Raw genomic sequence first — 12,763 nt, forward strand, 5'->3', positions numbered from 1 at the left:
CAGCCATGGATCGGTGGTCTCTGGATAGCCGGGCGGGATACGGCGAGGATGGACGGCATGGACAAGAAGGAACTGGCGGAATTCCTGCGCCAGCGACGTGAGATGTTGCGGCCCCGCGACGTCGGGCTGGTCGAGGGGCCGCGCCGGCGTACCCAGGGACTGCGCCGCGAGGAGGTCGCGCAGCTCGCCGGCATGTCCACCGACTACTACGCCCGGTTGGAACAGCAGCGTGCCCCGCAGCCCTCAGTCCAGATCACCGCGGCTCTCGCCCGGGCGCTGCGGCTGACCCTGGACGAACGCGACCATCTTTTCGCCCTCATCGGCCACAACGCCCCGGCCCGCTTCCTGCGCTCGGAGCATGTCAGCCCGACGCTGATGCGGGTCCTGGACCGCCTCGACGACACCCCGGCCCTGGTAACGACCGACCTGGTCGACACCCTCGCGATGAACCCCTTGGCCGTGGCACTGCTCGGCGACCAGACCCGCCACACCGGTCTGGCCAGTAGCGGCTACTACCGCTGGTTCATGGACCCGGCCGAACGTCTGGTGTATCCCGAGGAGACCCACGAAAGCCACGGCCGTGCCCAGGCGGCACGTCTGCGGGCCGCGCTGACAGCGGGCAGCGACACCCCCCGAGCCGCCCGGATCCTCGCCGAACTCCAGGAGCACAGCCCCGAGTTCGTCCACATGTGGGAACTTCGGGAGGTCGCCCGCTACGGCGACTGCAAGGCCATCCTGCATCCCGAACTCGGCCGCATCGACGTCGACGCCCAGCTCCTTTACACCGAGAACCGCGCCCAGACCCTGGTGGTGCTGACCACCCGCCCCGGCACCGAGAGCCACAGCAAACTCGAACTGCTCTCCGTCATCGGACACCAGCAGCTCACCCCCTGACGTCCTGGAGCGGGTACCGGGCCGGGCTCGGCGCGGGAGGGGCCGGACAAGGGCACGCTGGAACGGTGCAGCCCGCACCCCTTCTGTCCTGCGATCTACGGCCAAATATGTTGGCACCCTGCGATGTCCGGGCTCCGCGCTCAGGCCGCCGGTTTGACCGGACGCTGCCTCCGTTTTACTCTCGGCTAAGTACGGAGGCAGCATCCGTTTTGATGCGGCCGCAGGATCACGAGAGGCAGGAGGGCGCATGAGCGCCGGTGAACAGCGGGGACGCAAGCCCCGCGCGGACGTTCAGCGCAACCGCGCTGCCCTTCTGGAGACCGCGCAGCGTCACTTCCTGCAGCACGGGGTCGGCACTTCCCTTGAGGCGGTGGCCAGGGAGGCGGGCGTCGGGCCCGGCACCCTGTACCGGCACTTCCCGACCCGGGAGGCGCTGCTGGCGGCCGTGTTGCAGACGCGCTCCGAGGAGCTGGTGGCCCGCCAGGCGGACATCGAGCAGCTCGGCGACCCGGCCGAGGCGCTGGAGCAGTGGCTGCGGGCGATGGAGGAGTACTTCAGCGCCTTCAGCGGGCTGCCGGACCCGCTCATGGCCGCGGCCCGGGCGCAGGAGCCGGACAACCCGCTGACAATTCCCTGCGACATCCTCATCTCCGCCACCGATCAGTACGTGCGAGCCGCGCAGCTCGCGGGGCGCGTGCGCGCGTCGGTGCGAGGCAACGACCTATTCCTCGCCGCCTGCTCCATCGCCTGGATCAAAGGCAACGGCGCCGAAAAGGAGTCGCTCGACCGGCTCCGCACGCTCATCGCGAGCGGCTACCGCCAACAGGACACCCAGGCGTAAACCGCCGGGCACCCCGCCCCGGCCCCCGCAACGCCAGGCGGCACCACGACCCGGCCATCACATCGCGCTGCCCTCAGGGGCAGCGCAACCTCTGAAGGAACAAATCATGAAAATTACTGTCATAGGCGCCGGGGTCATCGGCGGGAACCTCGCTGCCAAGCTCAGAACGGCCGGTCACGACGTCCAGGTGGCCGACGCCCGCGGCCCCGAGGCCGTCCGGGCGGAGGTGCTGGAGTCCGGGGCCCGCGCGGTGGAGCTCTCCGACGCCGCCGTCCAGGGCAGGGACGTCATCGTCCTGTCGATCCCGTTCGGGGTGGCGGGCCAGCTGGCGGACCTGTTCGCGTCGGTGCCCGACGAGACGGTGGTCATCGACACCTCGAACTACTACCCCGGCATGCTCAGCGAGCCGATCGAGGCGGTGGACAGCGGCCAGGTGGAGAGCGTGTACACCGCCGAGCTGCTCGGCCGCCCCGTGGTCAAGGCGTGGAACGCCGCGCTGGCCGAAACCCAGCGGACCAAGGGTGTTCCGGCGGGAACGCCCGGCCGCCTCGCCATCCCCGTCGCCGGCGACTCCGAGGAGGCGCGGAAGGTGGCCATGAGCCTGGTGGACGACACCGGCTTCGATCCCTACGACGCCGGCACGCTGGCAGACTCCTGGCGCCAGCAGCCGAACAGCCCCGCCTACTGCACCGAACTGACCCTCGACGAGCTGCCTTCGGCCCTGGCCGCGGCCGACCGCGCCAAGGACGCGGCCATCCGCGACAGCCTCCCGGAACGCATCGCAGCCCTCGGTACCAACCCCACCGTCGACGACGTCGTCGAGATGAACCGCGCCGCCCACCGCTGAGACACCTGACGCGGCACTCGTGCACCCAACGGCACGAGGGCGGCAGCACTGGGCGTCACGAACCCACAAAGACGAAGACGAAGAGCGCACAGTCCCCCACGCTGCAGCCTCGGCACCCCGCTGCCTGCGAACATCCGCAAGCCTGCAGGTATCCGCAAGAGTGCATCTCGCGTCCGGCCCTCACTTCGGTTGCCACCTCGCATGGCCTGCCGTACTGCGCTGTGCCGCGGCCGCCGTGGCGGCGACTGCGCGCCATGGAGAGGGCTGCCTCGCCGACCCGGCCGGCAACCGCAACCCCCGCACCCAGGTGATCATCTGGGACTGCAAGAACATCGCCGACCAGAAGTGGACCGCCACCAGCGGCAATGTGCTGCCCGCCGCCCAGCCGGTGCTCCCGGTCGGTGTCGGCGAGCAGGACTACCCGACCGCCGCCTCTCCGGGTGATGTGCAGGGCACCGGCTTCCCGGCGCTGTAGCCGCCTCCCGGTCCGGCCGGATGATCGAGTACCCGGGTGCCGCGGCCGACGGCGGCCTGGCACAGTTCACCGCCCCGGTGAGCATCGGTCACGTCCACCTGCCCGCCGACTGGTGGAAGCTGGACGGCACGCTGGACCGCATCCGCCCGGCGAACGGCCTCACCCTGAACAGTGGCGCCACCGTGACCGCCGATGCCGCCCGGGGCAGCGCGCTCGTTCTCAACGGCAGCACCGGCTACGCGGCCACCTCGGGCCCCGTGCTCGACACCAGCCGCAGCTACACCGTCTCGGCCTGGGCCAACCTCAGCAGCCTGACCGCGAACTCCACCTTCGTCTCGCAGTCGGGCACCAGCGCCAACGGCCTCCAGCTGTACTACTCCAGCGGCGCCCACGCGTTCGCCTTCGGCCACGCCCACGCGGACGACACCGACGGCAAGTTCACCAGCGCCTACGGACCCACCACGGGGGCGCAGAGCCCCAAGACCAACACGTGGTTCCACCTCGTGGGCGTCTTCGACGCCGACACACGGCAACTGCGTCTCTACGTCAACGACGACCTGGCCGATACCGCCTCCTACGACGGCACGGCCTGGAACGCGACCGGGCCGCTGCAGATTGGGCGCCGCATCTACGAGGGCACTTACGGGGAGTACGCCGCCGGCAAGGTGACTGACGTGCAGCTCTTCACGGAGGCGCTCACCCCCGGCGGGGTGGCCTCACTCGGCCGGAACCGCCCGGGTCCCACCCAGCTCGGCTGAGTCCCGGGTGCTGTGAACGGGGGCCCGCCCACCCAGGCGAGGGGTGGGCGGGGCTCCGCGCTTGTGCCCAGAGAGTCGTACCGGCCTGCCCACTGCTGGAGGGTGCGGGAGGCGAGTTGGGGGAAGGCGTCTTCCTGCACGGTGCGCACGGTGTGGCCGACGAAGCTGCGCAGCAGCGGCCACAGCCGGAGAAGCAGCTCCTGTCGAGGTAGCGGGGCAGATCGTCGCGCAGTCCGTCGTGCACGACGGTGCGGTATAGGCCCACGCGCTGGCGAGGATTGCCCAGGCCGTACGAGGTCATCCCGGACCAGGCCATGTGCAGCGGCAGCTCCACGACCCCATGGGTCGGGCCGCGCAACTCGTCCAGTGACTCCGGCAGACGCCGCCGGAACTTCTCCCGATACAGCGCCAGGTTCTCGGCAACCGCGTCCGAGAGGACGCTCCGCCTGGGGGAGGGGTGCTGTGGGCTGGAGGGCATGACTCCATTCCGGCGACCGCAGAAATCGTGCGGGGCATGACGTGCGAGTTGGCGTCCGGAGTGAGCCGAGGCGGATCCTGCCGGTGAGTTGGTTGCGCAGTCTCTTCTGCTTTGAGTAGCAGGGACGACTGTCGGCCGTGACGCTCGTTTGACGCTCTGGGCGACCACACGCAGGGCGATGAGGCGAGAAAGGCGATCTGACCTGGTCTTTTCCAGGCCGACATCTTTCCGATGACGCATCACGTGGAGTGCGTGGCGGTTCTGGAGCCGGCTTCCAAGGGCTCCTGACCTGCTGCTTTGTGCGGTAGGTGGCCAGTTCGTCTTGTTTTCACTCGCGGAATGCGCCGGCTGAGGTCCGCTTGTGCAGAACGGTCTGAGCTGCAGCTTCAAGGGCCGACACGGGTCTCGCGGGCGACGCGGCGATGCGGAACGCAGAATCTTGACGCTCGGATGGCACTCGAATATCGGAAGTCTCAACCTCGCGGACCTCTGCGGCCCGGATCGTGCGGACTGGGGCCGTCGGCACGGGGCAAGCACCTCAGCGGCGGCGGCGGCGGCGCGTGCTGCTACCTCGTTGCACGAACCTTGGAACTGAGAGCGCGGCCGACCGCGCCACAAAGCACGGCGCCGTGGTCCGAGGTCTCGAGCGGCTGGTATCACCTCGCCACCTAGATACCAGTCCGGTATCATCGCTGTATGGCGATGACACTCCGACTCCCCGAAGACCTTGATGCGAAGCTCACCGAGCGTGCCCGTCGGGAGTGCCGCAGCAAGCAGGAACTTGCCATCGAGGCCATCCGTGACGCCCAGAACCGGGCCGAGCTGAAGGTCGGTGACGTCCTGGCCGAGCTCATGGACAGCGATGCGGAGATCCTGGACCACCTGAAGTGACCGAAGTGCGCTACATCCAGATCGACGAGATCCTGGCCATCGCCCGCACGGTCAACGGTACCGAGCACAGCGTGCGTGACATGGGACTTCTGGTGTCAGCGATCGAACGGCCCCGGACCAAGCTGTTCGGAGCCGAGTTGTATCCCGTGCTGCACGAGAAGGCGGCGGCACTGCTGCACTCCGTGGCCCGAAACCACGCCCTGATCGACGGCAACGAGCGCACCGCCTGGCTCGCCATGCGCGTCTTCCTGCGGCTCAACGGCGTCAGCGCCAGTACCTTCCCGCCACCTGCCTCCATTGCCGGCCCGTTCGTCGAGGAAGTCGCGCAGGACAACATCGATGTACCGGGCATCGCCAAGCGCCTGTCGGTCTGGTTCCCCGTTTCCTGACGTTCGACGTTCTCCGGCCGACGCTCCCACGGAGGCACAGGGATTCCGGCGCTACGCAGTCGTCCCGCAGCAAGCGACAAGATCCTTGATGACGGTGACGCGTCTGCCGCACCGAGGACGGTTGTGTCGACGACGGGTGAATTTCAGCCGCCGCCCACGCAGGCGCCCAGCGGTTGTCCGGCCAGTCGTGACGCTCATTGACGCTCTGGGCGCCCTCACGCTGCTCGGCAAGCCGATAAAGCTTCCCTGGCCTGGGCGTTTCCGCGGCTCACTCGGGCCGACACCTTTCCGATGACGCAGCACGTGGAGTGCGTGGCGGTTCTGGAGCCGGCTTCCAAGGGGGCGTGACCCGACTCCCCGTCAGCGTGGCGCCGTTGCGCCGCCGCGGTCTGAGTCGTCCGGCATCGGCGCCGGTATTCCCGCCAGTGGGCCCACCGCCGGGGTGGGTTCTGTCCGGGGGCCGAGCCATTCGCACAGGAGGATCGTCGCGTCGTCCTCCAGGTGTTCCTGGTGGTGGTGCAGGTGGGCGCGGACGAGGCGGCGGAGGGTCTCCGGGACGGAGAGGCCGTCGGAGTGGTGGCGGACCAGGAAGTCCGTGAAGCGGGTCAGGCCGAACTCCTCGCCGCGGGGGGTACGGGCCTCGGTGATGCCGTCGGTGTAGAGGACCAGGCGGTCACCGGGCTGGAGCTGCTCGCGGCACACGGTGGTCGGCAGCCGCAGGTCGGTGCCCATCGGGTGGGCGGGCGGACAGTGCAGGAGGGTGGTCCAGCGGCCGTCGCGGATCACGATCGGTGGATGGTGGCCGCGGTTGACCCAGGTCAGCAGGCCGGTGGTGGTGTCCAGGTCGGCGAGGACGCCGGTGACGTACCGGGAGCGGTCGAACTGTTCCAGCAGGACCCGTTCGATGGCGTCACCGAGATCGCCCAGCGCTGTGCCCTGCCTGCGATGGTTGCGGCAGGCTCCCACGGCGAGGTTGGCGGTCAGGCCGGCCGACGTGTCGTGGCCCATCGCGTCGAAGATCGACAGATGGAGCACGTCCGCGGCGGTGGCGTAGTCGTAGGCGTCGCCGCTGACCTCGTACGCCGGTTCCATCACGGCGCCGACGACCACCCGGTTGTCGGCATAGGTGCGAGGCGGCATGAGCGTCCACTGCATCTCCGCCGCCACGTTCATCGGCTGCGTGCGGATGAGGCGGGCGTGCGAGTCGCTGGTGTCGCGGCTGCCGACCACCATCATCGCGACCAGCGAGGCCAGCGCCAGCATGTCCTCGCAGACCTCCCTGCCGTCCTCCGCTGACGTCATGTGCATCACGCCGAGGCGTTCGGTGCCGTCCAGGAGCGGTACCCACCAGGCGTGGCGTCCGTCCTCGGCGGCGGCGGTCACGAGCCGCCCGTACTGGAAGGCGCGGCCCGCGACGGTGCCCTCCACCGACAGTTCCGCCTTGCCCTGCGGCGGGTCGGCGGCGGCGTCGAGTCCCTTGCCGGTGAGCAGCCGCAGCACGTCGCGTTGCAGGTCGCCGAGGTAGATCAGGACCTCGCCGAAGCCGGCCTCCGCCGCGAACGCGGACACCCGTGAGGGCAGGCGGTCGAACGACATCAGGTGGCTCTCGCCCAGCAGCCCCGTCAGCATGCGCCGTACCGCGCTGTCCCGCTGCGTCACGGATCACCTCCGTACGGCTCGCGACTCCGGAACTCCTCGCTCCCACTCCGCCTACCCCACCGTTGCCGTACGACTCGGAGGGGTGCGCTGGTCTCGGGAGGCGCCCGGGTGGGCCTCATGACGCCCGGGGCATGGGCGCTTCTCGTCGGCGGCGCCGGGTCGGGCCGCCTGCCGCCCGCGGGTCACCCCGTGGCCGCGTCGTCGGGTCGGAAGGTCACCGACTCACCGGAGAAGAGGGCGTCGAGGCCGGTCGGTGTGGTGGTGACGGACCGCAGGCGCAGGCCGTCGGGGATGTTCCGCAGCGGGACGGGCCGCTCGAAGGCCCGGTCGAGCAGCGCCTGCCCGGCGGCGGGCAGCGCGGCGCCGTTGATCCGGGGGCGGCGCAGCGCGACGCGGTTGCCGGAGGCCGCCGACACCGTCGTGGACACGGTGATCTCCCCGGCGAACGGCAGGGCGACGCGCACCCCGACCTCGCCGGGGCGCTCGCCCCGGGTCACGTCCAGGCCGAGGGCGCCCGACAGGTCCGCGTACGACAGCCGGGCGGTCGCCGTCGCCGAGCGGGCCAGCGCCGCACGGTCGTCGGACGTGCGCAGCCCGTCCAGCCGCAGGGTGAGCGAGGACACCGGCAGCGGGCGGTCGGCGCCGTCGGCCGGGATGTCGTGCGCCGTGACGTCCACGTGCCGCAGGGTGCCGGAGGCCAGCTGCGTCAGCACCGGGAAGCCGCGGACGTGCACCTCGGGCCGACGCGGAGTGCCCATGCCGTCCTGGAACGCCTCCGCCGTACGGTTCTCCACCCGCCCCGCCGCGAACCGGTCGGCCGCCACCAGGGTGAGGACCGGCGCGAGGACGGCGGCGACGGCCACGGCGGCGACGACCGGACGTCGGCGCCCGAGGCGCACACAGGTCCTCGCGCGGTGCTCCTGCCGCGGCTGCTGGTGCATGAGGTCTCCTTCGGGAGGGTGAGAGTGGGGGTGAGGGCGAGGCGTGCCAGGGCACTCGCGGGTGCGGGGCGGGTGCGGATCTGGCGGCCGTCGCCGGTCGTACGGCATTGCGGGCGTCCCCGGTGAGGCGTTCAGAGAGCTCGCGGCCTCGCCGTCGAGGCGCAGGGAGGACGGCCCGGCAGGCCATCCCCGGCAGCCTCGGCGAGGCGGACCGGTCCCGGCGGTCACCTCGGGGCTCGGAACGGCGGCCCATATTTGCACAGTGGTGAGCAATAAACTAGCCTGCACATCAATGGGCAATTAACTCGTCCCCTAGGAGTGTCCGATGCCCTTCCTCGCCACCACACCCGTCGACAAGATGCCCGGGCCGTACGTCCGCCGCTGGTGGGCCCTGCTGGTGCTCTGCCTCAGCCTGCTCATCGTGGTCATGGCGAACACCTCGCTGATCGTGGCCGCGCCCGACATGACGAGGGACCTGGGCCTCTCCAGCAGCGACCTCCAGTGGGTCATCGACGGCTACACCGTCCCGTACGCCGCGCTGATGCTGGTGCTGGGGGCGATCGGTGACAAGTACAGTCGTCGCGGCGCGCTTGTCACCGGTCTGGTGATCTTCGCGGGCGGTTCGGTGATGGGCAGCCTGGTCGACCAGACCCACCTGGTCATCGCGGCCCGCGCGATCATGGGGATCGGCGCCGCCGTCGTCATGCCGGCCACGCTGTCCCTGCTCGTCGCGATCTTCCCGAGGCATGAGCGGGCCCGCGCCATCACGGCCTGGACCGCCACCTCCGGCCTCGCCATCGCCGTCGGCCCGCTGGTCGCCGGCTGGCTGCTGGAGGACCACGCCTGGGGCTCGACCTTCCTGATCAACGTCCCGGTCGCGGTCGTCGCCGTCGTCGGCGCGCTGGCACTGATCCCGCCGTCCAAGGCGCAGGGCGTGGGCCGCATCGACCTCGTCGGCGGACTGCTGTCGATCGTCTCCGTCGGCTCACTGGTCTACGCGGCCATCGAGGGCCCCCACTTCGGCTGGGGCGCCGGCCCCGTCACCGCCGCGATCGTCGCCGGCGTGGGCCTGATCGCCTTCGTGGCCTGGGAGTTGCGCCACCCGCACCCCATGCTCGACGTGCGCAAGTTCGCACTGCGCCCCTTCAGCGGCTCCATGATCGCGGTGCTGTTCTTCTTCTTCGGCACCTTCGGCGCGATCTACTACGCCACCCAGTTCCTGCAGTTCGTCCTCGGCAACGACGCCCTGGAGACGGGTGTACGACTGCTGCCGCTGGCCGGAGCCGTCTTCGTGGGCGCCGCCGTCACCGGGCGGCTGACCCCCAGGCTGGGCGTGAAGGCGATGGTGGTGACCGGCATGGCCATCGGCACCGCGGGGGTCCTGCTGCTCGTCCGGGTCGACCAGGGCTCGTCGTACACCGACTTCCTGCCGACGCTGCTCCTGCTGGGCTTCGCGATCGGCCTGAGCGTGTCCCCGGCCACCGACACCATCATGGGCTCGTTCCCGGAGAACGAGCTGGGCGTCGGCGGCGGCGCCAACGACACCTCACTGGAGCTGGGCGGCTCCCTCGGCATCGCCGTGCTCGGCTCGCTCCTCGGCACCGCCTACCGCGACAAGCTCACCGACCTGGTCGGCGGCCACCTCCCGGCGGCCGCGCTGGACACCGCGAAGGACTCCGTCGGCGGCGGCCTGGCGGTCGCCGAGCAGATCGCCAGGACGCCGTCGGCCGGACCCGGGCAGGCCCAGGCCCTGGTCGACGCCGTGCACGAGTCCTTCGCCCACGCCGTCGCCGGGACCAGCCTCGTCGGCGGGATCATCATGGCCGCCGGAACGCTGATCGTCCTCGCGGTCCTGCCCGGACGGCGGACCGGCGACCAGGACCGGCCGCAGGAGCCGGCCGCCGCCACCGGGGACCGGGACGAGACCTACGCCGACTCCTCCCGGTGACGGACGGCCGCGAGGGGGCGCGAACGGCCGTAGGTCTTACGGCGGCGGTCGCGGGAGATCCTGAGCCGTCGCGGGTGGTGCCGGCGGTCGCGGTGGTCCTGAGGGGCCGCGGGTGGTGCCGGCGGTCGCGGGAGTCCCGAGTCGTCGCCGGGGGTGCCGCCGGCGGTCGCAGGGGGCGACGCGCCGGGTCGTTCAGGCGCGGACCAGCGGGGTGTCGACCAGGTGCTCGGCCAGGAACCACGCCTGGAGCTCGCCGGTCCTGATCACCTGGGACACCAGCAGGTCGTTCGTGCCGTCGTCGCCCAGCTCGACGGTCCGGGCGGCGGCGTCGTGCGCGTCGATCAGGATCGACTCGTGGGCCTCCAGCAGCCGTGACAGCATCGCCGGCACCTCCTCCACCCCGTCCGGCGGACGCGGGATCGACGTGATCTCGGCGACGTGCCGGGGGTCACCGACGGCGACTCCGCCCAGCGTCTGCACGCGTTCGGCGAGGGTGTCGACGATCTCCAGCTGTTCCCCCGCGTGCTTGTCCAGGACGAGGTGCAGTTGGTAGAAGGTCGCGCCGCGCATCAGCCAGTGGTGCTTCTTGTAGAGGCCGTAGAGGATCTGCGTGTCGGCGAGGACCCTGTTCAGGCGCTGGCAGGAGTACATCCGTGCCTCGTAGGACAGGCCGACCGGGAACTGCTTGACCGTGCCGAACTCCTGGATCACCTCGCCCTTCTGGTGCAGCCACGGCTGACTGCCGCCCACGGGCCGGGAGTTGTCGCTCATTTCCGCCTCCTGCGATGCAGTGGATACCTGTACGTGTGCGTGTCTGTGCGCGCGTCCCCGCCGACGCTAGGCCGACGGGCGGGGAGCGCTTGCCCGGCAGCGCACGCTGTGGGGTCCGCGAGCGCACTGCGTCCGGCCGCCCGCACCCGGTGTTCGCTCTCGGGCAAGTCCCCGTGCGCCCCGAGGCACGGGCCGCCGTCGTGCCCCTCGCCTCCTCCACCCGCGGCTGGATCCGCGGGCCGGGCGGCGAGGGTTCGTCGAGCTCGTCGAGGACGCCGACCGGGGGCGTGCTCGTCGGGGCGACCCGGTGGGACCGGCCGGCGGCGAGGTGCTCTACGGGCTGAACGTGGCCGTGCACGCCGAGGTGCCCGTCACCCGCCTCCAGCACATGATCTACACCGACCCCACCTCCGACCGGACGATCGAGGCCGCCCTCGGAACGCTCGGCTGAACCGTCGACGGTCCACGGCGCCGCCTCGCACATGACACGGGCCGCGCGGACGAACTCCCTCTCGGGGTCCGCCCGCGCGACCCGTCGGTGCCGGTGCCGGTGCCGAATGCCGGTCTGTCGTGCCGGCAGCGGTCAGCCGTCAGCTCGTCGCGCGGACGGCCTCGCGGATGAGGTCGGCGACCTGCTGCGGCTGGGACACCGCCACGGCGTGCGAGGCGCCCTCGACCTCGATGATCGTGGCGCCCGCCCGCTTGGCGCCGAAGCGCTCGACCTCGGGGTTGATCGCCTGGTCGGCGCCGGCCACCAGGGCCCAGGACGGCTTCGTCTGCCACGCGGCCGCCGAGGCCGTCTCGGCGAACGCGCCGGCGGCCAGCGGGCGTTGCGCCGCGGCGAGGACCGTGGTCACGGACGCCGGGACGTCCGCGGCGAAGATCTGCGGGTACGCCTCGGCCTTGATGGTGACCTCGACCGTGGGCTCCGTGCCGTCGCTGGGGTAGGTCCACTCCTTGAGGTTGCTGACGAGCTGGGAGAGCGGGAAGCGGCCCTGAAGCTCGCCGAGGCTCTCGCCCTCCTCCAGGACGTAGGCGGCGACGTAGACCAGACCGACGACGTTCTCCGCCGTGCCGGCCACGGTGATCAGCGCACCGCCGTAGGAGTGGCCGACCAGCACGACCGGGCCGTCGATCTGGGCGGCCACGGAGGCGACGTACGCGGCGTCGGATGCCAGGCCGCGCAGCGGGTTGGGCGGTGCGATCACGGGGATGTCGTGCTTCTGCAGCTCGGCGATGACGCCGGACCAGCTGCCGGCGTCGGCGAAGGCGCCGTGGACCAGGAGGACGGTGGGAGTGGTGGACATGGTGGTTCTCTTCCCTGTGGGCGGATCCGGAGGACGTGGGCGTGCGGACTCAGCCGGTGTGGAGGGCGGTGCGCAGGGTGGTGACGGCGAGGGTGATGACGGCTTGGGCGGCGTGGGTCTCGCGCAGGGCGTTGAGCATGACGAAGTCGTGGATGATGCCCTGGAAGCGGACGGCGGTGACGGGGACGCCGGCCTGGCGGAGCTTGTTGGCGTAGGCCTCGCCCGCGTCGCGCAGGACGTCGGCCTCGCCGGTGATGACCAGGGCCGGGGGCAGGCCGGTGAGCTGGTCGGTGGTGGCGCGCAGCGGGGAGGCGGTGATCTGCGCGCGTTCGCTCTCGTCACTCGTGTACTGGTCCCAGAACCACTGCATGCCGTCGCGGCGCAGGAAGTAGCCCTCGGCGAACTGGTGGTAGGAGCCGGTGTCGAAGGCGGCGTCGGTGACCGGGTAGAACAGCACCTGCTGGACGAGGGGGACGTCGCCGCGTTCCTTGGCCATCAGGGTCAGGGCGGCGCTCATGTTGCCGCCGACGGAGTCACCGACCACGGCCAGCCGGGAACTGTCCA

The 12,763-nt window shown here is 71.0% G+C and carries 14 protein-coding genes; 9 read left to right on the top strand and 5 right to left on the bottom strand.

Annotated features, from left to right (window positions below; translation table 11 throughout):
- Positions 1-57: 57 nt before the first annotated feature.
- The 7 genes from ABZT03_RS29565 (at position 58) to ABZT03_RS29595 (ending at position 5,573) form a co-directional block, all read left to right on the top strand.
- Positions 58-894, top strand: a complete 837-nt coding sequence (locus ABZT03_RS29565) for a helix-turn-helix transcriptional regulator (RefSeq protein ID WP_356044842.1) — start codon at positions 58-60, stop codon at positions 892-894.
- Between the two features lie 247 nt (positions 895-1,141).
- Positions 1,142-1,735: a helix-turn-helix domain-containing protein gene (locus ABZT03_RS29570; RefSeq protein ID WP_356044844.1), complete on the top strand. Its 594-nt coding sequence runs from the start codon at positions 1,142-1,144 to the stop codon at positions 1,733-1,735.
- Positions 1,736-1,841: 106 nt separating this feature from the next.
- Positions 1,842-2,582 carry an NAD(P)-binding domain-containing protein gene (locus ABZT03_RS29575; RefSeq protein ID WP_356044847.1) on the top strand — a complete coding sequence of 247 codons (741 nt, stop codon included), beginning with the start codon at positions 1,842-1,844 and terminating at the stop codon, positions 2,580-2,582.
- A gap of 235 nt (positions 2,583-2,817) precedes the next feature.
- A complete protein-coding gene (locus ABZT03_RS29580) occupies positions 2,818-3,057 on the top strand; it encodes a hypothetical protein (protein WP_356044849.1) in 240 nt (79 codons plus the stop codon).
- 20 nt (positions 3,058-3,077) lie between these two features.
- Complete coding sequence (locus ABZT03_RS29585; protein ID WP_356044852.1) at positions 3,078-3,815, top strand: LamG domain-containing protein; 738 nt, start codon at positions 3,078-3,080, stop codon at positions 3,813-3,815.
- Positions 3,816-4,989: 1,174 nt separating this feature from the next.
- Entirely contained in the window at positions 4,990-5,184 is a 195-nt protein-coding gene (locus ABZT03_RS29590) for a hypothetical protein (protein WP_356044855.1), read from the top strand.
- Positions 5,181-5,573 carry a Fic family protein gene (locus ABZT03_RS29595; RefSeq protein ID WP_356044857.1) on the top strand — a complete coding sequence of 131 codons (393 nt, stop codon included), beginning with the start codon at positions 5,181-5,183 and terminating at the stop codon, positions 5,571-5,573. Before ABZT03_RS29590 ends, ABZT03_RS29595 begins: the two co-directional genes overlap by 4 nt.
- A gap of 360 nt (positions 5,574-5,933) precedes the next feature.
- On the opposite strand, the gene ABZT03_RS29600 is transcribed toward ABZT03_RS29595, so the two are convergent.
- Both ABZT03_RS29600 and ABZT03_RS29605 read right to left on the bottom strand, forming a co-directional pair.
- Positions 5,934-7,202: a PP2C family protein-serine/threonine phosphatase gene (locus ABZT03_RS29600; protein ID WP_356044875.1), complete on the bottom strand. Its 1,269-nt coding sequence runs from the start codon at positions 7,200-7,202 to the stop codon at positions 5,934-5,936.
- A 212-nt stretch (positions 7,203-7,414) separates the two neighbouring features.
- A complete protein-coding gene (locus ABZT03_RS29605; protein ID WP_356044859.1) occupies positions 7,415-8,173 on the bottom strand; it encodes a DUF2993 domain-containing protein in 759 nt (252 codons plus the stop codon).
- 325 nt (positions 8,174-8,498) lie between these two features.
- On the opposite strand from ABZT03_RS29605, the gene ABZT03_RS29610 reads away from it, so the two are divergent.
- Positions 8,499-10,121 carry an MFS transporter gene (locus ABZT03_RS29610; RefSeq protein WP_356044862.1) on the top strand — a complete coding sequence of 541 codons (1,623 nt, stop codon included), beginning with the start codon at positions 8,499-8,501 and terminating at the stop codon, positions 10,119-10,121.
- 192 nt (positions 10,122-10,313) lie between these two features.
- Here the strand turns inward: ABZT03_RS29610 and ABZT03_RS29615 are convergent, their stop codons facing one another.
- Positions 10,314-10,892 carry a DNA starvation/stationary phase protection protein gene (locus ABZT03_RS29615; RefSeq protein ID WP_356044864.1) on the bottom strand — a complete coding sequence of 193 codons (579 nt, stop codon included), beginning with the start codon at positions 10,890-10,892 and terminating at the stop codon, positions 10,314-10,316.
- A 307-nt stretch (positions 10,893-11,199) separates the two neighbouring features.
- Here ABZT03_RS29615 and ABZT03_RS29620 point away from each other — a divergent pair, with 307 nt between their 5' ends.
- Positions 11,200-11,343 carry a hypothetical protein gene (locus ABZT03_RS29620; RefSeq protein WP_356044867.1) on the top strand — a complete coding sequence of 48 codons (144 nt, stop codon included), beginning with the start codon at positions 11,200-11,202 and terminating at the stop codon, positions 11,341-11,343.
- Positions 11,344-11,482: 139 nt separating this feature from the next.
- Here ABZT03_RS29620 and ABZT03_RS29625 read toward each other — a convergent pair whose 3' ends face one another.
- Entirely contained in the window at positions 11,483-12,199 is a 717-nt protein-coding gene (locus ABZT03_RS29625) for an alpha/beta hydrolase (protein WP_356044870.1), read from the bottom strand.
- Between the two features lie 49 nt (positions 12,200-12,248).
- The coding region (locus ABZT03_RS29630; protein ID WP_356044872.1) for an alpha/beta hydrolase at positions 12,249-12,763 on the bottom strand (515 nt) is incomplete at its 5' end.

It is taken from the genome of Streptomyces sp. NPDC005574 (genome assembly GCF_040605435.1).
Classification (GTDB): Bacteria; Actinomycetota; Actinomycetes; order Streptomycetales; family Streptomycetaceae; genus Streptomyces.